General features: G+C 66.8%; 16 protein-coding genes. 10 read left to right on the forward strand and 6 right to left on the reverse strand.

Translation table 11 applies throughout. From position 1 onward, the window contains the following. Positions 1–6: 6 nt before the first annotated feature. Positions 7–1,287, reverse strand: coding sequence for a sensor histidine kinase (locus H7U20_RS02825; RefSeq protein ID WP_199518093.1), 1,281 nt, complete (start codon positions 1,285–1,287; stop codon positions 7–9). 161 nt (positions 1,288–1,448) lie between these two features. Here H7U20_RS02825 and cqsA point away from each other — a divergent pair, with 161 nt between their 5' ends. From cqsA to H7U20_RS02845, 4 genes are all read left to right on the forward strand, one after another. Beyond that, positions 1,449–2,693 (forward strand): alpha-hydroxyketone-type quorum-sensing autoinducer synthase, encoded by a 1,245-nt coding sequence (cqsA, locus tag H7U20_RS02830; RefSeq protein ID WP_199518094.1) that lies wholly within the window; start codon positions 1,449–1,451, stop codon positions 2,691–2,693. 74 nt (positions 2,694–2,767) lie between these two features. Then, positions 2,768–3,166 (forward strand): group II truncated hemoglobin, encoded by a 399-nt coding sequence (locus H7U20_RS02835; RefSeq protein WP_199518147.1) that lies wholly within the window; start codon positions 2,768–2,770, stop codon positions 3,164–3,166. 21 nt (positions 3,167–3,187) lie between these two features. Continuing rightward, on the forward strand, positions 3,188–4,549 hold the full coding sequence (rmuC, locus tag H7U20_RS02840) for a DNA recombination protein RmuC (RefSeq protein WP_199518095.1): 1,362 nt from the start codon (positions 3,188–3,190) through the stop codon (positions 4,547–4,549). Positions 4,550–4,642: 93 nt separating this feature from the next. Beyond that, positions 4,643–6,655 carry an acyl CoA:acetate/3-ketoacid CoA transferase gene (locus H7U20_RS02845; RefSeq protein ID WP_199518096.1) on the forward strand — a complete coding sequence of 671 codons (2,013 nt, stop codon included), beginning with the start codon at positions 4,643–4,645 and terminating at the stop codon, positions 6,653–6,655. A gap of 70 nt (positions 6,656–6,725) precedes the next feature. On the opposite strand, the gene moeA is transcribed toward H7U20_RS02845, so the two are convergent. The 4 genes from moeA to H7U20_RS02865 all read right to left on the reverse strand — a co-directional run bounded on the left by moeA (position 6,726) and on the right by H7U20_RS02865 (position 14,454). Continuing rightward, positions 6,726–8,624, reverse strand: coding sequence for a molybdopterin molybdotransferase MoeA (moeA, locus tag H7U20_RS02850; protein WP_199518097.1), 1,899 nt, complete (start codon positions 8,622–8,624; stop codon positions 6,726–6,728). A gap of 1 nt (position 8,625) precedes the next feature. Next, positions 8,626–9,735 (reverse strand): GTP 3',8-cyclase MoaA, encoded by a 1,110-nt coding sequence (gene moaA, locus H7U20_RS02855; RefSeq protein ID WP_199518098.1) that lies wholly within the window; start codon positions 9,733–9,735, stop codon positions 8,626–8,628. A 56-nt stretch (positions 9,736–9,791) separates the two neighbouring features. After that, a complete protein-coding gene (gene chrA, locus H7U20_RS02860; protein ID WP_199518099.1) occupies positions 9,792–11,132 on the reverse strand; it encodes a chromate efflux transporter in 1,341 nt (446 codons plus the stop codon). A gap of 256 nt (positions 11,133–11,388) precedes the next feature. Then, positions 11,389–14,454 carry an Rne/Rng family ribonuclease gene (locus H7U20_RS02865; protein WP_199518100.1) on the reverse strand — a complete coding sequence of 1,022 codons (3,066 nt, stop codon included), beginning with the start codon at positions 14,452–14,454 and terminating at the stop codon, positions 11,389–11,391. Between the two features lie 150 nt (positions 14,455–14,604). Here H7U20_RS02865 and H7U20_RS02870 point away from each other — a divergent pair, with 150 nt between their 5' ends. The 5 genes from H7U20_RS02870 (at position 14,605) to H7U20_RS02890 (ending at position 18,322) form a co-directional block, all read left to right on the forward strand. Continuing rightward, positions 14,605–14,976: a hypothetical protein gene (locus tag H7U20_RS02870; RefSeq protein ID WP_199518101.1), complete on the forward strand. Its 372-nt coding sequence runs from the start codon at positions 14,605–14,607 to the stop codon at positions 14,974–14,976. 104 nt (positions 14,977–15,080) lie between these two features. After that, positions 15,081–16,100, forward strand: coding sequence for an RluA family pseudouridine synthase (locus H7U20_RS02875; protein ID WP_370593055.1), 1,020 nt, complete (start codon positions 15,081–15,083; stop codon positions 16,098–16,100). Positions 16,101–16,212: 112 nt separating this feature from the next. Then, entirely contained in the window at positions 16,213–16,872 is a 660-nt protein-coding gene (locus tag H7U20_RS02880; RefSeq protein WP_199518103.1) for an HAD-IA family hydrolase, read from the forward strand. Continuing rightward, positions 16,872–17,246 carry a Rieske (2Fe-2S) protein gene (locus tag H7U20_RS02885; protein ID WP_199518104.1) on the forward strand — a complete coding sequence of 125 codons (375 nt, stop codon included), beginning with the start codon at positions 16,872–16,874 and terminating at the stop codon, positions 17,244–17,246. Before H7U20_RS02880 ends, H7U20_RS02885 begins: the two co-directional genes overlap by 1 nt. 41 nt (positions 17,247–17,287) lie before the next feature. Further along, entirely contained in the window at positions 17,288–18,322 is a 1,035-nt protein-coding gene (locus H7U20_RS02890) for a S49 family peptidase (RefSeq protein ID WP_199518105.1), read from the forward strand. A gap of 389 nt (positions 18,323–18,711) precedes the next feature. Here the strand turns inward: H7U20_RS02890 and H7U20_RS02895 are convergent, their stop codons facing one another. Beyond that, the gene (locus H7U20_RS02895; protein WP_199518106.1) at positions 18,712–19,131 is read right to left on the reverse strand and encodes a hypothetical protein; all 420 of its coding nucleotides are present in this window, start codon (positions 19,129–19,131) and stop codon (positions 18,712–18,714) included. A gap of 230 nt (positions 19,132–19,361) precedes the next feature. Between H7U20_RS02895 and H7U20_RS02900 the strand changes: the two genes are divergently transcribed. Then, positions 19,362–20,084, forward strand: coding sequence for a pseudouridine synthase (locus tag H7U20_RS02900; RefSeq protein ID WP_199518107.1), 723 nt, complete (start codon positions 19,362–19,364; stop codon positions 20,082–20,084). The last annotated feature ends 101 nt before the right edge of the window (positions 20,085–20,185 follow it).

Genomic DNA, 20,185 nt, shown 5'->3' on the forward strand with positions numbered 1-20,185 from the left:
GGGCACCTATGGCAAACGGGCGGGGAGCGGGGGGAATTCGAGGACGAAGACGGCGTAGGCGTCCTCGCGCGAGACGCAGCGGATGCTGGCGTCCCAGGCCTCCATGATCTCCCTGCACAGGGCCAGGCCGATGCCGGTGCCGTTGTGCGCGGGGTAGGAGTAGAAGCGGCGGAAGATCAGCGGCAGGCGGCTGGGCGCGACGCCGCAGGCGGTGTCGATGAACAGCAGGCGCGGCATGGCGCGGCCGCCGTCGACGACGATGCGCACGCGGCCTTTGCCGGCGCGGTGGATCGCCTTCAGGGCGTTGCGCAGCAGGTTGAGCAGGATCACCACCGACAGCTCGGTCTGGCCGGAGAAGGCGAAGTCGGCGCGCACCTCGATGGCCACGCTGCGCTGCTGGACGGCGCCGGCGAAGGGGTAGCGCTTGAGCACCGACTCGACCACCGCCGCCATCGACACCGTCTCGGTCGGCCGCAGGTTGCGGTTGACCGCCGTCGCGCTGAGCAGGAACAGGTCGATCATGTGGTTCATGTGGCGCACCTCGAACTGGATGCGGGTCAGCGCGTCGAGCATCTGCAGGCGGTCCTCGCGCTGGGCGCAGGCGGCGTCGTGGAACAGGCGCAGCAGGCCGCGCACGTTGGCGTCGACGCTGGTCAGCGGGGTGCGCAGCTCGTGTGCCACGGTGGCCAGGCCGGCGCCCAGGCCGGCCAGCTTGGCCTGCGCCAGCACCTCGCGGCTGACCTTGGCCACCGACAGGGCGGCGATGGTGAACAGGTGGATCGGCAGCTGTTGCAGCGCCTGCGGCGTGAGCAGGATGGCGCCGTGGCCCAGCACGGCGGCGGCGGCGCAGGCCAGCGTGGTGCCGATCAGGTAGGCGCGGCAGGCCAGGCCGGTGTCGAAGTGGAACAGCACCACCAGGCCGATCAGCAAGGACTCGCCCCACACGCCCGAGGCGTTGTTCAGCAAAAACATGAAGGTGAAGAAGAAGGGAAAGATGTAGCTCAGCGTGACCAGCAGGTACAGGTCGAGCTGCGGCTTGCTGAAGCGCTCGGCGAACAGGCCGACGCTGCACAGCACGATGCCGATCAGGCGCAGCGGCACCGACTCGTAGTCCTGCGGGAAGAAGTTGTGCCACACCACGTAGTACAGCGGCATGCCGACCGTGCCGATGGCCGACAGCAGCAGCACCCGGGCGGTGGCGTGGTCTTCGCGGCCATGGTAATGCAGCAAGGATTGGAGAAAATCCTGCTGAAACCATTTCCAGCGTTCGGATAGTCCTTGGCTCATGGCTACTGTTGACATTTATCAAGTTGCAATGATCCTCTCAATTGCTGGGCTGTTTATTCCAATTGATGACACTGTTGATCCAAATCAATCCTCCTTGTTTTTTTTGCCTCAAGGTCTTGGGCGTAGTTCACTAAAAAACAACCACTCCTGAAGGGGGAACCATGTCCAACGCTATTGCCACGTCCCTGCCGCGCCCGCGCGGCGCCGAACATTCCATGCCCGATTTCGTCACCCGCCGCATGGATGAACATTATGTGACCCGGATCGAAAAATTGTTGGGCGGTGAGCATCCGCACGCCTGGCAGCCCACGCCGGCCGGCGCGGTCTTTCTGGCCGGCAATGACTACCTGTGCCTGGCCGGCGAACCGGCGCTGGTGCAAGCCCAGTTGCGCGCGCTGCAGAACAGCCAGGGCGAGCTGCTGATGTCGGCCGTGTATCTGCAGGAGGGCAGCGCCCAGCACCGTCTCGAGCGCAAGTTCGCCGCCTTCATGGGCGCCGAGGACAGCATCCTGACGCAGTCCGGCTGGGCCGCCAACGTCGGCCTGGTGCAGTGCCTGGCCGGCCCCGGCATCCCGGTCTACCTGGACATGCAGGCCCACGCCTCGCTGTGGGAGGGCGTCCAGTCGGCCGGCGCGCAGGCCGTCTCCTTCCTGCACAACGACATGGCGCATCTGCGGCGCCAGCTGGCCAAGCACGGCCGCGGCATCATCGTGGTCGATTCGCTGTACAGCACCAACGGCAGCCTGGCGCCGCTGGCCGAGCTGGCCGAGCTGGCCGAGCGCAGCGACAGCCTGCTGATCGTCGACGAGTCGCATTCGCTGGGCACGCACGGCCCGGGCGGCGCCGGCCTGGTGGCGCAGTGGGGGCTGGGCGGGCGGGTGCACTTCCGCACCGCCTCCCTGGCCAAGGCTTTCGCCGGGCGCGCCGGTATCATCAGTTGTTCGAGCAAGTTCAAGGGCTACTTCCTGTCCGAGTCGCGCCCGGCCATCTTCAGTTCCTGTCTGCTGAGCCACGAGCTGGCCTGGTTCGACGCCGCCCTCGACTTCGTCGCCACGGCCGACGGCCGCCGCGCCGCGCTGCACCGGCAGACGCGGCTGATCCGCGACAGCCTGCGCGAACTGGGTTACAACATCGAGGGCAGCGAGCAGATCATCGCGCTGGAGGCCGGCGCCGAGCCGAAGACGCTGGCGCTGCGCAAGACGCTGGAGCGGCACGGCATCTTCGGCGCCATGTTTTGCGCGCCGGCCACGCCGAAAAACCGTTCCTTGGTGCGGTTGACCTTGAACGCCGGCCTCAAACCGGCCCAGGTGGCGCAGTTGCTGACGGCCTGCGAGCAGATCCGCGACGAGGTCGGACTGGCGAATTGGTCGTCGACCCAGCGGCTGCACCGGCTGGCGCTGGTTTGATGTGACGCCGCCGCCGCGCCGCCGGCCGGCGCGGCGGGCAAGGGCAGCGACGGCCGGCTCGGCCTTGCGCTATGATGGCGGCTATGACAGAACCTCAATCCCTCTATGAAGTGATCGGCGGCGAGACGCGCGTGCGCGAGATGGTCGACCGTTTTTATGACCTGATGGAACTGGAGCCGGAGTTCGCGCTGCTGCGCTCGGTGCACCCGCCGACGCTGGACAACGCGCGCGACCGCCTGTTCTGGTTCCTCACCGGCTGGATGGGCGGGCCGGACGCCTACATCGAGCGCTTCGGCCATCCGCGCCTGCGCGCCCGCCACATGCCCTTCGCCATCGGCACCCAGGAACGCGACCAGTGGTTGCGCGCGATGGCTTGGGCGATGGAGGATGTCGGCATCGCCGAAGACCTGCGGCTGCGTCTGATGGAGTCCTTCTACCAGACCGCCGACTGGATGCGCAACAAGCCGGACTAAGCCGGCCCACCCCCTGCCCATATGAACCAAATCGAATTCTTCGTCCTGTTGACCGTGGCCGTGGTGGTGCTGGCGCTGCAGATCGTCGCGCTGCTGCGCGGGCGTACCGGCGGCGGCGGCGGTGGCGCCGGCGGCGGCGCCGAGCTGTTCGAGCGCATCGAGCGGGTCGAGCGCGAGGTGCGCCTGCAACTGCAATCGACCGCCCAGGCGACCCGGCAGGAGATGGGGCAAAGCCTGGCGCAGGCCCACGCCGCCACCGTGCAGCAGCTCGACGGCATGCGCCGGCAGATCGAGACGCAGGGCCAGAGCGGGCGCGAGGAGCAGGCCGCCAGTTTGAAGCGCTTCGGCGAGACCATGCAGCAAACCCTGGCCAGCCTGACCGAGTCGAACGCGGCGCGTTTGCTGGAGGTGCGCGCCACCCTGGAGAACAAGATCCGCGAGCTGCAGAGCGACAACGGCGCGCGGCTGGAAGAGATGCGCAAGACTGTCGACGAGAAGCTGCATGCGACGCTGGAGACGCGCTTGAGCGAATCGTTCAAGCAGGTCTCCGAGCGGCTCGAACGGGTGCACCAGGGCTTGGGCGAGATGCAGCAGTTGGCGCTCGGCGTGGGCGATTTGAAGCGGGTGCTGACCAATGTGAAGACGCGCGGCACCTGGGGCGAGGTGCAGCTGGAGATGCTGCTCGAGCAGGTGCTGACGCCCGAGCAGTACGGCAAGAACGTCGAGACCATCGCCGGCAGCGGCGCGCGCGTCGAGTTCGCGCTCAAGCTGCCCGGCCATGTCGAGGGCGGCGCGCCGGTGTGGATGCCGATCGACGCCAAGTTCCCCAAGGAGCAGTACGAGCGCCTGCTCGACGCCGCCGACCGGGCCGACGCCGACGGCGTGGCGCTGGCCGGCCGCGAGCTGGAACGCGCGGTGCGCGGCGAGGCCAAGACCATCGCCGAGAAGTATCTGTCGCCGCCGCAGACCACCGATTTCGCCATCCTGTTCCTGCCCACCGAGGGCCTGTACGCCGAGGTGATGCGGCGGCCCGGCCTGGCCGACGACCTGCAGCGCGAGCAGCGCATCAGCATCGCCGGGCCGTCGACCTTGTCGGCCCTGCTCAACAGCCTGCAGATGGGCTTCCGCACGCTGGCGCTGGAGAAGCGCTCGTCGGAGGTGTGGCAGGTGCTGGGCGCGGTGAAGACGGAGTTTTCCAAGTTCGGCGACGTGCTGGCGGCGACCAAGACCACGCTGGAGCGGGCCGCCAAGAACATCGAGACGGCCGAGGTGCGCAGCCGGCAGATGGCGCGCAAGCTGAAGTCGGTGGAGGCGCTGCCGAGCGAGGCGGCGCAGCTGCTGTTGGGAGCGGAGCTCGATGCCGTCGACGTCGAATCGAGTTGAACCGGCATTTGCATCGCCCATTGAACCTGGCAGCGCACGACGTACCACGCCCGAACGGAGCTGCATCAACGTAGCCATTTAGCGGAGACCATCATGCCCAGTCGTAGCTTCGATTTCTCGTCCGGCGGCATGCCCGCCGTCCAGCGCAACAAGATCGTCAGCGCGGCCGACGCGGTCGGCCTGATCCGCGACGGCGACACCGTCGCCACCGGCGGCTTCGTCGGCGTCGGCTTCGCCGAGAACATCGCGGTGGCGTTGGAACAGCGCTTCCTGGCGGCCGATGGCGGCGGCCATCCGCGCGAGCTGACCCTGATCTACGCGGCGGGCCAGGGCGACGGCAAGCATCGCGGCCTGAACCACCTGGCCCACGCCGGCATGCTCAAGCGCGTCATCGGCGGCCACTGGGGCCTGGTGCCGGGCTTGCAGAAGCTGGCCACGGCCAACCAGATCGAGGCCTACAACCTGCCGCAGGGCGTCATCAGCCAGCTGTTCCGCGACATCGCCGCCGGCAAGCCCGGCCTGCTGACCCATGTCGGCCTGGACACCTTCGTCGACCCGCGCCACGGCGGCGGCAAGATCAACGCGCGCACCAGCGAGGAGCTGGTCGAGCTGACCACCCTGGGCGGCCGCGAGCAGCTGTTCTACAAGGCCCAGCCGATCCACGTCGGCATCATCCGCGGCACCACGGCCGACGCCAACGGCAACGTGACGATGGAGCGCGAGGCGCTGACCCTGGAGGCGCTGGCGATCGCCATGGCGGCGCACAATTCGGGCGGCATCGTCATCGTCCAGGTCGAGCGCATCGCCGAACGCGGCACGCTCAATCCGCGCCAGGTGAAGATCCCCGGCATCCTGGTCGACTGCGTGGTGCTGGCGGAGAAGCCGGAATACCATATGCAGACCTTCGCCGAGCCGTACAGCGCGGCCTTCGCCGGCGAGCTGCGCGTGCCGCTGCACGCGCTTGAGCCGATGGCGCTGGGCGAGCGCAAGATCATCGCCCGCCGCGCGCTGATGGAGCTGCGCCCCAACAGTGTGGTCAACCTGGGTATCGGCATGCCCGAGGGGATCGCGGCGGTGGCGGCCGAGGAGAAGCTGCTCGACCTGCTGACCCTGACGGCGGAGCCGGGCGTGATCGGCGGCTTGCCGGCCGGCGGCATGAACTTCGGCGCGGCCACCAACGCCGACGCCATCATCGACCAGCCGTCGCAATTCGATTTTTACGACGGCGGCGGCTTGGACGTGGCCTTCCTCGGCCTGGCCCAGGCCGACCGCCACGGCAATCTGAACGTCAGCAAATTCGGCGAACGGCTGGCCGGCGCGGGCGGCTTCATCAACATCAGCCAGAACGCCAAGAAGGTGGTCTTCGTCGGCACCTTCACCGCCGGCGGCTTGAAGGTGGCGCTGCGCGGCGGCCAGTTGCGCATCGTGCAGGAGGGCCGTTCGATCAAGTTCGTCGACGAGGTCGAGCACCGCAGCTACAGCGGCGCCTACGCGCTCAAGCGCGGCCAGAGCGCCTTGTATATCACCGAGCGCTGCGTGTTCCGCCTGATGGAGCAGGGCCTGGAGTTGATCGAGGTGGCGCCCGGCGTCGACATCGAGCGCGACATCTTCGAACAGATGGGTTTCCGGCCGCAGGTCAGCGCGCAATTGAAGACGATGGAGGCGCGCATCTTCGCGCCGGTGGCGATGGGCTGGCGCGCCGATTTCCTGGCCCAGCCCTTGTCGCAGCGGCTGCTGTACGACCCGCGCCAGCAGGTTTTCTTCGTCAATTTTTCCGGCTTCGAGGTGGCCGACGCGGCCGCCATCGAGGCGATCCGGCAGAAGGTGACGACGCTGTTGGAGCCGCTCGGCCACAAGGTGCCGGCGGTGATCAACTACGACCACTTCTCGATCGCGCCCGAGCTGATGGACGACTACGTGGCGATGGTCGACGGCTTGACCGAATGTTTCTACGACAAGGTGACGCGCTACACCCACAGCACCTTCATGCGGGCCTGCCTGGGCAACGCCTTCCGGCGCATCGAGAAGGACCCGGCGTTGTTCGCCAGCGCGGCGGAGGCGATGTCGCGCCTGCGCGGGCCGGCCGACCACGAGGACGAGGACTAGGACTAGGACGAGGACTAGGACGAGGAGGCGCCGCGCGGCGACAGCTGAACCGCGCCGCGGCGGCGGGCGCTTAGACCAGGCCTTCGAACAGGATCACGTCGACCAGGTCGCCGGCGGCGACGTTGCCCTGCTCGGCGTGCAGCACCACCATGCAGTTCGCCTCCGACATCGAGCGCAGAATGCCCGAGCCCTGCGAGCCGGTGATGCCGACCAGCGGGTTGCCGTCGGCGTCCGTGCCGAGGATGCCGCGCTGGTACTCGGTGCGGCCGGGTTTTTTGCGGATCGCCGTTTTGCTGCGGGCGCGCAGCGGCGGCAGCGGCGACTCGGCGCCCATCATGCGCAGCAGCGCGGCGCGGGCGAAGAAGTAGAACGAGACCATCACGGCGACCGGGTTGCCGGGCAGGCCGAACAGGAAGGCGCTGCGGCCGTTCGAGCTGATCTTGCCGAAGGCCAGCGGGCGGCCCGGCCGCATGCCGATCTTCCAGAAGCAGACGTCGCCCAGCGCCGCCATGATCTGCCGGGTGTAGTCGGCGGCGCCGACCGAAACGCCGCCGGAGGTGACGATGGCGTCGGCGTTCTCGCAGGCGCTGCGCAGCGCCGCCTCCAGCGCGGCCGGGTCGTCCTTGACGATGCCCATGTCGATCACCTCGCAGCCGAGCCGTTGCAGCATGCCGTAGATGGTGTAGCGGTTGCTGTCGTAGACGCAGCCGGCGGCCAGCGTCTGGCCGATCGAGCGCAGCTCGTCGCCGGTGGAGAAGAAGGCGACGCGCAGGCGCCGCCGCACGCTCACTTCGGCCAGGCCGAGCGAGGCGATCAGGCCCAGGTCGGCCGGCCGGATGATCTTGCCCTGTTTCAGCGCCGGCGTGCCTTCCATCAGGTCCTCGCCCTTGAGGCGGCGGTTGTCGCCGGCGCGGATGGTGCCGGGCGCGATGGTCACGCCGGCGTCGCCGATCAGCGCGGCCAGCTCCTGCGGCAGCACGCTGTCGCAGCCGTCCGGCATCACGCCGCCGGTCATGATGCGGGCGCACTGGCCGGGGCCCACCGTCAGCGCGTGCGGCCGGCCGGCCAGGATGGTGCCGACCACCTGGTAGGTCAGCGGCGCGTCGCCGGGCAGGTCGCCGCCGCGCAGGGCGTAGCCGTCCATCGCCGAGTTGTCGTGCGCCGGCACGCTGATCGGCGAGACGATGTCGGCCGCCAGCACGCGGTCGAGCGCGCTGCGCAGGGCCAGTTGTTCGACCGCCGCGATGGGGCTGATGAAGTCGCCGATGATGCGCTGGGCGTGGCGCACCGGCAGGTCCTCGGGGTCGTAGCCGGCCAGGCCGCCGGTGACCTGGGCCAGCGTCGGCGCCGGCGCCGGCGCCTCGTGTTCGTACCGTTGCAGCTCGCCCAGGGTGTTGATGTTGCGGAAGGCGGCGGCGTCGTCGAACAGCACTTCGGCGACGCGGTGCGCGCCGTACCAGCCTTCGACGCGGCGCTTGCCGCTGTCGAGGTAGGCGCTGAGCTGGGGCAGCAGGCTGGTTTTGAGCAGGCTGAACACCGGATGCAGCTGGCGCCGCAGCCGGCCGGTTTCGTCAAGCTCCATGGTGACGGCGACGGCCAGGTCGGCGTCCTGTTCGTTCAGCGCCTGGTGCAGGCGGGCGGCCAGGTCGGCCGGCAGGAAGGGCGAGTCGCAGGGCACGGTGAGCAGCAGCGGCGTGGCGCAGTGGCGCAGGCCGGTTTGCAGACCGGCCAGCGGCCCCGCGAAACCGCTCAGCTCGTCCGGCCAGACCGGCGTGCCGTATTCCTGGTAGGCCGGCAGGTTGCGGTTGGCGTTGATGGCCACGCCGGCCACCTGCGGCGCCAGCCTGCGCAGCACGTGGCCGACCATGCTCGTGCCACGGAAGGGTTGCAGGCCTTTGTCGACCCGGCCCATGCGGGTGGCGCGGCCGCCGGCAAGGATCAGGCCGCTGACGGTGTGTTTGAATGGCAAGCTATCCCCCGATGTAAGACATTTCAACTTTGTTGGCGCGGCCGGACAGGCCGCTGGTATTGATGGTGCGCAGTTCCGAATAGCGGTCGCCGCGGGCGCGCCACAGTTGGGCCAGCACGCTGCTGATCTCGGCGTCGCTGTTGCCGCCGCGCAGCAGGGCGCGCAGATCGTGGCCCTGGCTGGCGAACAGGCAGGTGTACAGCTTGCCCTCGGTCGACAGGCGGGCGCGCGAGCAGTCCTTGCAGAAGGCCTGGGTGACGCTGGAGATCAGGCCGATCTCGCCGCCGCCGTCGACGTAGCGCCAGCGCGCCGCCGTCTCGCCGCTGTAGTTGGCGTCCAGCGGGGCCAGCGGCAGCTCGGCGTGGATGCGCCGCGCCACCTCGGCCGAGGGAACCACCTCGGCCATGTTCCAGCCGTTGGAGGCGCCGACGTCCATGTATTCGATGAAGCGCAGGATGTAGGGCGAGCCTTTGAAGTGGCGCGCCATCGGCACGATCTCCTGGTCGTTCATGCCGCCTTTGACCACCATGTTGATCTTGATCGGGCCGAGACCGACCTGGTGCGCCATGTCGATGCCCTTGAGCACGTCGTCGACGGCGAAGTCGACGTCGTTCATGCGCTTGAAGGTGGCGTCGTCGAGCGCATCGAGCGAGACGGTGACGCGCCGCAGGCCGGCGTCCTTGAGCGACTGCGCCTTCTTCGCCAGCAAGGAGGCGTTGGTGGTCAAGGTCAGGTCGAGCGGGCGGCCGTGCACGGTCTTCAGCTCGCTGAGCATGCCGATCAGCTTTTCGATGTTCTTGCGCAGCAGCGGCTCGCCGCCGGTCAGGCGGATCTTCTCGACGCCGTGGCCGATGAACAGGCGGGCCAGGCGGGTGATCTCCTCGAAGGACAGCAGCGAGCTGTGCGGCAGGTAGTTGTAGTCCTTGTCGAACACCGACTTGGGCATGCAGTAGACGCAGCGGAAGTTGCAGCGGTCGGTGATGGAGATGCGCAGGTCGTGCAGCGGCCGGGCGAGCCGGTCCTCGACGCGCCCGGTGGGTGTTTCCAGCAGCGCGGGGACGGTCGGCGCCTGGGCGCGGCCGGCGGACACTATGATGATTTTTTCAGCCATGAATAATTGCAATGTTACCGGGTGGAACGCACTGATGGAAAGCCCAAAAATCAAGCCTAGGTTGGATACGATAGCACGAGGCCAGTCAGTCCACAGGCCAGCAGCAGTTTGATGGTGCCGACCTGGTAGCGGAACAAGGCCACGCAGGCGGCCGCGCTGATGGCGATGGCGACGCCGTCCCAGGCCGCCGCCGGCGCGCCGAGGCGGAACACATGCTCGCCGAAGAACAGCGCCAGGCTGACGATGACGCCGACCACGGCGGCGGAGATGGCGGTCAGCGGCGCCGTCATGCGGATGTTGTCGCGGCTCGCCTCGACCAGCGGCCCGCCGGCCAGGATGAAGACGAAGGAGGGCAGAAAGGTGAAGAAGGTGGCCACCGCCGCGCCGCCCGCGCCGGCCAGTGCCACACCGGCGCCGGGCGCGGCCTGGCTCCAGGCGCCGACAAAGCCGACAAAGGCGACGATCATGATCAGCGGGCCGGGCGTGGTTTCGCCCAGCGCCAGGCCGTCGATCATTTGCGCGCCGCTGAGCCATTGGAAGTGGTCGACCGCACCTTGGTAGACGTAGGGCAAGACCGCGTAGGCGCCGCCAAAGGTCAGCAGGGCGGCCTTGGTGAAGAACCAGTCCATTTGCGCCAGCGCGTGCTGCGGGCCGTAGTGCCAGGCCAGCAGCAGCCAGCTCGCCAGTCCCAAGGCGCAGCCGAGCAGGACGACGCGGACCAGGCCGGACCAGGCAAAGCGGGCGTGGGCCGGCGTCGGCGTGTCGTCGTCGATGATGGCGGGGCCGTAGGAGGTTTTGCGGTCGGGGTGCTGGCCGCCGACCTGGAAGTAGCGCGGCCAGTACTTGCCGCCGATCACGCCGAGCAGGGCGGCGCCGAGCACAATGGCTGGAAAAGGCAGGTGTAGCATGGCGATGGCAGCGAATGCGGCCACGGCGATGCCGATCAGGACGGTGTTTTTCAGCGTGCGCGAGCCGATCCGCCAAGCCGCCGCCAGGACGATGGCGACCACCGCCGGTTTGATTCCATAGAGCACGCCGGCGATCTCGGGAATGCTGCCCCATGCCAGGTAAATCCACGACAATGCGCTGAGGATCAGCAACGATGGCAGCACGAACAGTACCCCGGCGAGGATGCCGCCGGGGGTGCGGTGGAGCAGCCAGCCGATGTAGACGGCCAGTTGGGTCGCCTCCGGGCCGGGCAGCAGCATGCAGTAGTTGAGGGCGTGCAGGAAACGCTGCTCGGAGATCCAGCGGCGCTTTTCCACCAGTTCGCTGTGCATCATGGCGATCTGGCCGGCGGGGCCGCCAAAGCTGATCAAGCCGAGTTTGAGCCAATACCAGAAGGCGGTGCGCAGGGGAATCGGGGCGGGGCGTTGCGACGGCGGAGCCTGGCTCATGGAGAGAGTTCTTATTGGAAGGGCGCCGGCGGGCGGATGCGGCTAGTGTAGCGTGGATACCCCGGCCTGACAAACCTCCGCCACGGGGGAATGGTATGCATCCCTGCCTATTGACATGGCCGCAAGATGACGACAGTGCGCGGTGAATTGATGGATGGATAGCCGAACTTTATCGCCGGAACGAAAAAAGGGGAAGCGCTTGGCTTCCCCTTTTGCTCAGCCGACCGGGACTGGCCCGGTCGGCTGGTCCGCTGGCTTAATTGCGGGTGTTGATTTGCACCAAAGGCTCTTCCGCTTGCTGTGGCAGCGGCTTGCGTTCGCGTGGAACGCGGGCCGGTGCGACTGCCTTGGCGGCGGCTTCCTGCGCTGCGCGCAGTTTGGCCGGATCGGTCGCTGCCAGGGTCAGGCCGGCGGAGCCGAGCACTGCCTGCAGGTCGATCGGCGCCGATGGCGCTACAGGAGCGGCAACCGCGACTGCCGGAGCTGGAGCCGGAGCGGCCGGCACTGCTGCCGGGGCCGTCTCGACGACGACGGCCACCGGGGCGGCTTCGACGACTACCGGGGCTGCTTCGGCAACGACCGGAGCCGCTTCCTGGGCGACTTCGGCAACCGCCTCGACCACCACTGCGGCGGCCAGCGGAGCTTCCACCACGGCGGCAACTGGCTCGGCGACCGGCGCTACCACCGGCGCAACTACCGGAGCTACCGGAGCTACAACCGGAGCAACTACGGCCTCGACCACTGCCGCGACAACCGGCTCGGCTTCTACTTTGGCTTCGGCAACGGCCGCTGGTTTTTCAGCAACTTGCTCGGCTGCGGCTTCCTGGGCGACGGCTTCCACCACCACTGCGGCGGCCGGTGCTTCGGTCGCGGCGGCTGGTGCCGCTGCTTCGTTGGCTTCCGCCGGGGCGGCTTCGACAGCCGGGGCGACGGTGAAGCTGATCACGGGGGCGTTGTCGCCGGCTTCGCCAGCTTCATGCGCTTCGCCGTTGACGCCGCCTTCTTGACCTTCTTCGCCGCCTTCGCGTTCACGACGGTTACGGTTGCGGCCGCCGCGACGACGACGACGACGTGGCTCGCCATCTTCGCCTGTTTCGCCATCTTCGCCCTCGGGACCGACGTTGGCCGCCGGTTTCAGGGTGATGTCGATCGGCTCGCCGGCCGGAACTACCACCGCTTCGCCCAGCGTCACGGCCGCGCCGACGGCGACTGCCGTCAACGCCAGCTCTTCGGCCTTCACTTCGCCGCCGACCGGCTTGTCGCCGCGCGGCTCACGGGGTGGCCGCGGGGTGCGCTCGGCGCGTTCCGGACGCTCGCCGCGCTCGGCGCGTTCACGTGGCGCCTGGCCTTCGGCGGTTTGGCCTTCGCGTGGCTCACGCGGCTCGCGCGGTGGCCGCGGCGGACGGGCCGGACGGCCGGTGGCGTCGACCGGCTTGGCTTCCTCGGCGGCGGGGCGGGCGGCGCCCGGTTCGCGTTCTTCGCGGCCCGGTTTGCCGTTGCGGCTGCGGCCACGCGGGCCACGGCCGTTGCGGTCGCCACGGTCGCCGGCTGGCGGCGCCTTGACCACGATGGTCGGGGCGGTCGGCATGAGCGGGGTGTCCGGTTTGGCGCGGAAGAAGCTGAACAGTTTCTCGAAGAAACCTTGTTCGGCGACAACAGGCGCGGCCGGCGCGGCCTTGACCGTTTCGGCCGGCTTGCGCTCGACCAGCGGTGCCGGCTGGTCAGGGGTGATGGTCTTGACCATGGCTTCCTGGCGCGGCTTGGCTTCTTCCTTCTGGCGCTTGCTGTAGGCCATGTCGGTTTCCGCCTGCTCGGCCAGGGTGTAGCTGGCCTGGCTGTCTTCCAGACGCGGGTCGTCGTGCTTGATGCGTTCGAGCTTGTAGTGCGGCGTGTCGAGGTGCTTGTTGGGGATCAGGATCACGCCGATGCGGTGGCGGTTCTCGATCTTCAGCACTTCGCCGCGCTTTTCGTTGAGCAGGAAGGCGGCCACGTCGACCGGTACCTGGACGTGGATGGTGGCCGAGTTTTCCTTCATCGCCTCTTCCTGGATGATGCGCAGGACTTGCAGGGCGGACGATTCGGTGTCGCGGATGTGGCCGGTGCCGGAGCAGCGCGGGCAGGTCACGTGCGAGCCTTCGGACAGCGAGGGACGCAGGCGCTGGCGCGACAGTTCCATCAGGCCGAAGCGCGAGATCTTGCCCATTTGCACGCGGGCGCGGTCGTGGTGCAGCGCGTCCTTCAGGCGTTGCTCGACTTCGCGCTGGTTCTTCGCCACTTCCATGTCGATGAAGTCGATGACGATCAGGCCGCCCAGGTCGCGCAGGCGCAGCTGGCGCGCCACTTCCTCGGCCGCTTCGCAGTTGGTGTTGAAGGCGGTGGTCTCGATGTCCGAGCCGCGGGTGGCGCGCGCCGAGTTGACGTCGACCGAGACCAGGGCCTCGGTGTGGTCGATGACGATGGCGCCGCCCGATGGCAGCGGCACGGTGCGCGAGTAGGCGGTTTCGATCTGGTGTTCGATCTGGAAGCGCGAGAACAGCGGCACGTCGTCGCTATAGCGTTTCACGCGGTGCACCATGTCGGGCATCACGTGGCTCATGAACTGGTGCGCTTGTTCGTAGATGTCGTCGGTATCGATCAGGATCTCGCCGATATCGGGCTGGAAGTAATCGCGGATGGCGCGGATCACCAGCGACGATTCCTGGTAGATCAGGAAGGCGCCGGAGGCCGACTTGCCGGCGCCCTCGATGGCGCGCCACAGTTGCATCAGGTAGTTCAAGTCCCACTGCAGCTCGTCGACGTTGCGGCCGATGCCGGCGGTGCGGGCGATGACGGACATGCCGGCGGGCAGGTCCAGCTTGTCCATGGTCTCGCGCAGTTCCTGCCGCTCCTCGCCCTCGACGCGGCGCGACACGCCGCCGCCGCGCGGGTTGTTCGGCATCAGCACCAGGTAGCGGCCGGCCAGCGAGACGAAGGAGGTCAGGGCGGCGCCCTTGTTGCCGCGCTCTTCCTTTTCGACCTGGACCATGATTTCCTGGCCTTCGCGCAGGGCTTCCTTGACGGAGGCGGTGCGCACGTCGACGCCTTCACGGAAGTACGTGCGGGCAACTTCTTTGAAGGGGAGGAAGCCGTGGCGGTCTTCGCCGTAGCTGACGAAGCAAGCTTCGAGGGAGGGTTCGATGCGGGTGATGACACCCTTGTAGATGTTGGACTTGCGCTGTTCGCGTCCGGCGGTTTCGATGTCGATGTCGATCAATTTTTGACCGTCGACAATCGCCACGCGCAGTTCTTCTTGCTGCGTGGCATTAAACAACATGCGTTTCATTTTTTTAACTCCGCGACCCGAGGGCCATCTCAATGCCGCCCCCGTGGGAGCGGCGAAGTACAGGGATATACGCGAGAATTAAAATGGTTGCGGTGGGTATGCCCTGATGTGCGGCGCAGCAACGCGGAGGTTGCGGCCGCAACTGGGCGCATGAGGTTGATCGACATGCCGAGTGCACGCATCACCTGCGACTCATCCATGCAGCCCGAAAAGGTCGGGGCGGAGAATGCAGGCGGTGAGCAAATCGATGAGCCAAAACCTGGCCAGGCTTACATATTACAACTTCGACAACTAGGCTTGTTTCAGCCCTCCGTCATTAGCTTGCAACAAAGCATGGGGTTTGGCGAAAACGGCAAGCGTTATCAACTTCATCAACCAGCGAGCACGGCTCTTGACCGTGCTTGCCGGACTTATCCTTACAATCCAAACATTCTAATCCAGCACTCTTGCCCGCAATCCGATTACAACAACGGTGCAACCTTGATTCGCGCAGGGGTGGTGCGTATACATTTTTTCCTCTGAATTTGCAATTTGGCGAGGCCAGTGGAGACGCCCCTGTGTAAAATGTGCTTTTATTCTTACACTTGCCGCAGCTAGAACCGCAGCAAAACAATTATATATTCAAAATGAAGGACTTAGAGAGATTTTCTGGGAAGACAGAGCAAATGAAGATGCAAAACGATGTTGTTCCCCCTTCAACTGTAGTTCAGCCGCAAGCGCAGTTCGTCACTATCACTGAAGAAGAGGCCGGTCAGCGGATCGATAACTACCTGTTGCGCATATGCAAAGGCGTGCCGAAAAGCCACGTCTACCGCATCCTGCGCTCGGGCGAGGTGCGTGTCAACAAGGGCCGCATCGACCAATTGTACCGTTTGGTGCAAGGCGATGTGGTGCGCATTCCGCCCGTGCGCATCGCCGAAAAGGCCGAGGTCAACGTGCCGGCCGCCGAATTCAAGATCATCTTCGAGGACGGCCATTTGCTGGTCATCGACAAGCCGGCCGGCGTCGCCGTGCACGGCGGTTCGGGCGTGTCCTTCGGCGTCATCGAGCAGCTGCGCGCGTCGCGGCCGGACGCCAAGTTCCTCGAACTGGTGCACCGGCTGGACCGCGACACCTCCGGCCTGTTGTTGTTGGCCAAGAAACGTTCGGCGTTGACCAATCTGCACGAGCAGATGCGCGACGGCCTGACCGACAAGCGCTACCTGACCCTGGTGGCGGGCGACTGGAAGAACGCGCGCCAGCACGTCAAGCTGCCGCTGCACAAGTACACCACGGCCGAGGGCGAGCGCCGCGTCGCGGTGCAGGCCGACGGCCTGCCGTCGCACACGGTGTTCTCGTTGCTGCGCAAGTTCCCGCACTTCGCCCTGCTCGAGGCGGAGCTGAAAACCGGCCGCACCCACCAGATCCGCGTCCACCTGTCCTCGTCGGGCTTCGCCATCGCCGGCGACGACAAGTACGGCGATTTCGCGCTGAACCGCGCGCTGCTCAAGGCCGACGCCACGCGCGGCGCGCTCAAGCGGATGTTCCTGCACGCCCACCAGATCACCTTCACCCATCCCGACACGGGCAAGAGCATGACGCTGAACGCGCCTTTGGCCGCCGAATGTGAGCGTTTCTTGTTAAGCTTGGGGAAACCGATCAATTAATACTATTGGACCGGGCGGGCCGCCCCAGGCGGATCATTGCCGCGTGGAAAAAACACGGCCGCCCGTCCAGCCCAGACAACTAAGGAGCCGGCGGCGTCAGCCGCCGGGAAACATGGCAAGAAAGCAATTCGACCTCATCGTCTTCGATTGGGACGGCACCTTGATGGACAGCACCTCGACCATCGTCAAATGCATCCAGGCGGCGGCCAAGGACCTCGGCCTGCCGATTCCGGCCGACCACGCCGCCGCCCACGTCATCGGCCTCGGCCTGGCCGAGGCGATGCAGGCGGTGATGCCCGACATCGAGCCGAAATACTATCCGCGCATGGTGGAGCGCTACCGCTACCACTACCTGTCGCACGACCACGAGCTGACCCTGTTCGACGGCGTGCGCGAGATGCTCGACGAGCTGTCGCAGCAGGCCTACTTCCTGGCCGTGGCGACCGGCAAGAGCCGCGTCGGCCTGAACCGCGCGCTCAACGCGACCAGGTTGCTGTCGATGTTCGACGCCACCCGCTGCGCCGACGAGACCTTCAGCAAGCCGCATCCGGCCATGCTGCAGGAGCTGACCCGCGAGCTGGGCCAGGACCTGAGGCGCACCGCGATGATCGGCGACACCAGCCACGACCTGCTGATGGCCAACAACGCCGGCGCCGCCGGCATCGCCGTGCAGTACGGCGCCCATCCTCCCGAGCAACTGGCCGCCTGCCAGCCCGTGTACTCGGCCGCCAGCGTGGCCGAGCTGCGCGACTGGCTCAACGAGCACGCCTGATGGACGCCGCCGACGCCATCCTGGTTTGCGCCGCCGACGCCGTGCTCGAGGGCGGGCGCGGCGTGCGCTTCGCGCTCACCGCCGGCGGCGAGGACGGCACCGGCTTCGTGGTGCGCTACGGCGGCAAGGTGTACGGCTATTTGAACCGCTGCGCCCACGTGCCCATCGAACTCGACTGGGCCGAGGGCGAATTCTTCGAATCGAGCGGCCTGTATCTGATGTGTTCGACCCACGGCGCGATCTATGTGCCGGACAGCGGCTTTTGCGCCGGCGGCCCCTGCAAGGGCGGCCGGCTGCGCCCGATCGCCGTCGAGGAGCGCGAACAGAACATATATTGGCAGCCCGACGACTATGTGCGGCCCGCGCGCGCCTGAGCGCCGGCCGTGCCGACATGACCAACCACTAGAAGCGACTTATGAGTGATAACACGAGCGACAGCGCCGGCCTCAACCCGGCCAACGAACAGCAGCCGGCGGCCGCCGGCGCGGCGGGCAAGCCGGCCAAGGGGGCCGCCGTCTGGGAGCGCGAGGTGCTGGAGAAGCTGGTGTTCGCCACCCTCAAGGAACAGCGCGCGCAGCGCCGCTGGGGCATCTTCTTCAAGGCCCTGACCTTGCTGGTGATCATGTTCGGCCTGGCCGCCTACTTCGACTTCAGCCTGACCGGCACCGACGCCGAGACGCTCGGCCGCCACACCGCGCTGATCGAGATCGACGGCGCCATCGAGGCCGAGGGCAGCGGCGCGGCCGCCGTGGTGATCCCGGCGCTGAACAAGGCCTTCTCCGACAGCGGCTCGGTGGCGGTGGTGCTGCATATCAATAGCCCGGGCGGCAGTCCGGTGCAGGCCGGCATGATCGTCGACGAAATGAACCGCCTGCGCAAGGGTTATCCGGGCAAGCCGCTGTACGTGGTGGTCGACGAGATCTGCGCCTCCGGCGGCTATTACATCGCCGCCGCCGCCGACCGCATCTATGTCAACAAGGCCAGCATCGTCGGTTCGATCGGCGTGCTGATGGACGGCTTCGGCTTCACCGGCATCATGGACAAGGTCGGCGTCGAGCGGCGCCTGCTGACGGCCGGCGAGAACAAGGGCTTCATGGACCCGTTCAGCCCGCAATCGGACAAGCACAAGCAGCATGCCCAGGCGATGCTCAACGAGATCCACCAGCAGTTCATCCAGGTGGTGCGAACCGGTCGCGGCAAGCGTTTGAAGGAAACCCCGGAGACCTTCTCCGGCCTGTTCTGGAGCGGCGCCAAGGCGCTCGACATGGGCCTGGTCGACGCCTTCGGCAGCGTCGACAGCGTGGCGCGCGACATCGTCCACGCCGAGGACATCATCGACTACACCCAGCACGAGGGTCTGCCCGAGCGCGTGCTGAAGAAATTCGGCGCCGCCATGGGCGCCGGCGCGTTCAAATCGGCCTACCTGGCCGCCAAGCCGCGGCTGCAATAAACGGCCGTCGCCATGGCGCGCCGTGGCGATGCGGCGGGTCGCATTTATATTGCAATCGACGTCATGGCAGCGGCGTACAGCCGTCAATAATGGCGTCGGCTTAACATTATCAGGATGGCCTCGTTCGGCCTTGTATATTCCGCAGGGTGGGCTATAGTGATTTTGTAGTTCTTTCCAAGGGAGGCCGATATAAACAGTTTATCTTGTTGTCAGCACAATCTTGAAGTCAGTCAGATGGAACTACTCAACCTCATCATTGATGCGGAGTAGAGAGAATTTCGATTCCTCGTAATGCGTCCCGCAATGGGACGGAAGACAGCGGCTCCATGCCGCTGTCTTCCTTTGTGCGCGCGGTTGGTGCGGCGCGGCGACGGGGGAGGGCGGGGCGCTCAGGCGCCGTTGACGCAACTCAGTTCGGGCGGCACCGGCTTGCGCTGCGCGGCCTTGGGCGGCGGCGTTGTCGCTGCCGCTGCGGCGTCCGGCAGGACGGCCAGGTCGCTCAGGACGACCAAATCGCTCAGGACGGCCAGGTTTTCCGCCCGCTCGGGCACGCTGGCGGCGAAGCCGCCGGCCTCCAGCCAGGCGCAAAAATTGCGCTGGGTCTTGGCATGCCACTGGGTCTGGCGCGGCGCCAGCGTGGCCGCCACGCTCAGCTCGACCGGGGTGTTGCCTGCGCGCCAACGTGCCAGCGCCAAGTTGGCCTGGTGCAGCGCGGCCTGTTCCGTCGCCAATTGTCGATGCGGGTCCTGCGCGTTTTGCTCGTGGCCGTCGGCACAGGCGGGGCAGCATGGGTGCGGTTTGCTATTCATACGGCATCCTTTGAAATCCATCTTCAACGATTCCTAACGCCCGCCTTCATGTATTCCCAACGGGCATTAGGCCGATTCCTAACGAAGTTTCAGTTTAACAATTAATCCGCCCCCGTACTTGATGTAGGTCAATGAAAAGTGCTCATGCATCGCGCCGTCCGCGTCGCCGCCGCCGCGCCGCGCGGGCCGTCCGCCTTCACGCTCGCGGCGCCATCTGTTAAAGTCTCGCCATGAGTAAATTATCCCTAGACCGCATCCTGCAATCGCAGGGCTTTGGTACCCGCAAGTATTGCCGTGCCCTGATCGACGATGGCGAAGTGAGCATCGCCGGCGTCACCCAAACCAACTACCGCAGCACCGTCGACACCGAGGGCCTGGTGTTGAACGTCTTCGACGAGGAGTGGGTGTACCGCGAACACCTGTACCTGGCGCTGAACAAGCCGGCCAATTACGAGTGCTCGCGCAAGCCCAGCCACCATCCCGGCGTGTTGACCTTGCTGCCGGAGCAATTCACCTGGCGCGAGGTGCAACCGGTCGGCCGGCTCGACCACGACACCACCGGCATGTTGTTGATGTCCGACGACGGCCCCTTCATCCACGCCCAGTCCTCGCCCAAGCGCCACGTGCCCAAGGTCTACCAGGCCACCACCCAGGAGCCGGTGACGGCCGAGCTGGTGGCCAGCTTGCTGGCCGGCGTGCAGCTGCACGACGAGCCGGCGCCGCTGGCGGCGCTGGTTTGCGTGGCGCGCGGCGAGCACCAGCTGGAGATCGTGCTGGAGCAGGGCAAGTACCACCAGGTCAAGCGCATGCTGGCCGCCGCCGAGAATCATTGCAGCGCACTGCATCGCTCGGCCATCGGCGGCCTGACCCTGGAATCGCTCGGCATCGCCGAGGGCGAATGGTGCTATCTGACGGCGGAGCAACTGGCGCTGTTGGCGCCACTCGGCGCCTAGCAGGCCGCGGCGGCACGCCACCAAAGCCCGTCCAAGCCGGCGGCGCAACCCAGCGGCGCAAACCTGGGGTCGGACCCCCAGGGGTCCGACCCCGGCTCTTT

Origin of the sequence: Rugamonas violacea (genome assembly GCF_016461825.1) — a bacterium.
In the GTDB taxonomy this organism is placed as follows: Bacteria; Pseudomonadota; Gammaproteobacteria; order Burkholderiales; family Burkholderiaceae_D; genus Rugamonas.

Bases quoted from the DNA above. Each gene is read 5' to 3' on its own strand.
- H7U20_RS02825 (WP_199518093.1), bottom strand. From the start codon at position 1,287: ATGAGCCAAGGACTATCCGAACGCTGGAAATGGTTTCAGCAGGATTTT.
- cqsA (WP_199518094.1), top strand. From the start codon at position 1,449: ATGTCCAACGCTATTGCCACGTCCCTGCCGCGCCCGCGCGGCGCCGAA.
- H7U20_RS02835 (WP_199518147.1), top strand. From the start codon at position 2,768: ATGGCGGCTATGACAGAACCTCAATCCCTCTATGAAGTGATCGGCGGC.
- rmuC (WP_199518095.1), top strand. From the start codon at position 3,188: ATGAACCAAATCGAATTCTTCGTCCTGTTGACCGTGGCCGTGGTGGTG.
- H7U20_RS02845 (WP_199518096.1), top strand. From the start codon at position 4,643: ATGCCCAGTCGTAGCTTCGATTTCTCGTCCGGCGGCATGCCCGCCGTC.
- moaA (WP_199518098.1), bottom strand. From the start codon at position 9,735: ATGGCTGAAAAAATCATCATAGTGTCCGCCGGCCGCGCCCAGGCGCCG.
- chrA (WP_199518099.1), bottom strand. From the start codon at position 11,132: ATGAGCCAGGCTCCGCCGTCGCAACGCCCCGCCCCGATTCCCCTGCGC.
- H7U20_RS02865 (WP_199518100.1), bottom strand. From the start codon at position 14,454: ATGAAACGCATGTTGTTTAATGCCACGCAGCAAGAAGAACTGCGCGTG.
- H7U20_RS02870 (WP_199518101.1), top strand. From the start codon at position 14,605: ATGAGGTTGATCGACATGCCGAGTGCACGCATCACCTGCGACTCATCC.
- H7U20_RS02875 (WP_370593055.1), top strand. From the start codon at position 15,081: ATGAAGGACTTAGAGAGATTTTCTGGGAAGACAGAGCAAATGAAGATG.
- H7U20_RS02880 (WP_199518103.1), top strand. From the start codon at position 16,213: ATGGCAAGAAAGCAATTCGACCTCATCGTCTTCGATTGGGACGGCACC.
- H7U20_RS02885 (WP_199518104.1), top strand. From the start codon at position 16,872: ATGGACGCCGCCGACGCCATCCTGGTTTGCGCCGCCGACGCCGTGCTC.
- H7U20_RS02890 (WP_199518105.1), top strand. From the start codon at position 17,288: ATGAGTGATAACACGAGCGACAGCGCCGGCCTCAACCCGGCCAACGAA.
- H7U20_RS02895 (WP_199518106.1), bottom strand. From the start codon at position 19,131: ATGAATAGCAAACCGCACCCATGCTGCCCCGCCTGTGCCGACGGCCAC.
- H7U20_RS02900 (WP_199518107.1), top strand. From the start codon at position 19,362: ATGAGTAAATTATCCCTAGACCGCATCCTGCAATCGCAGGGCTTTGGT.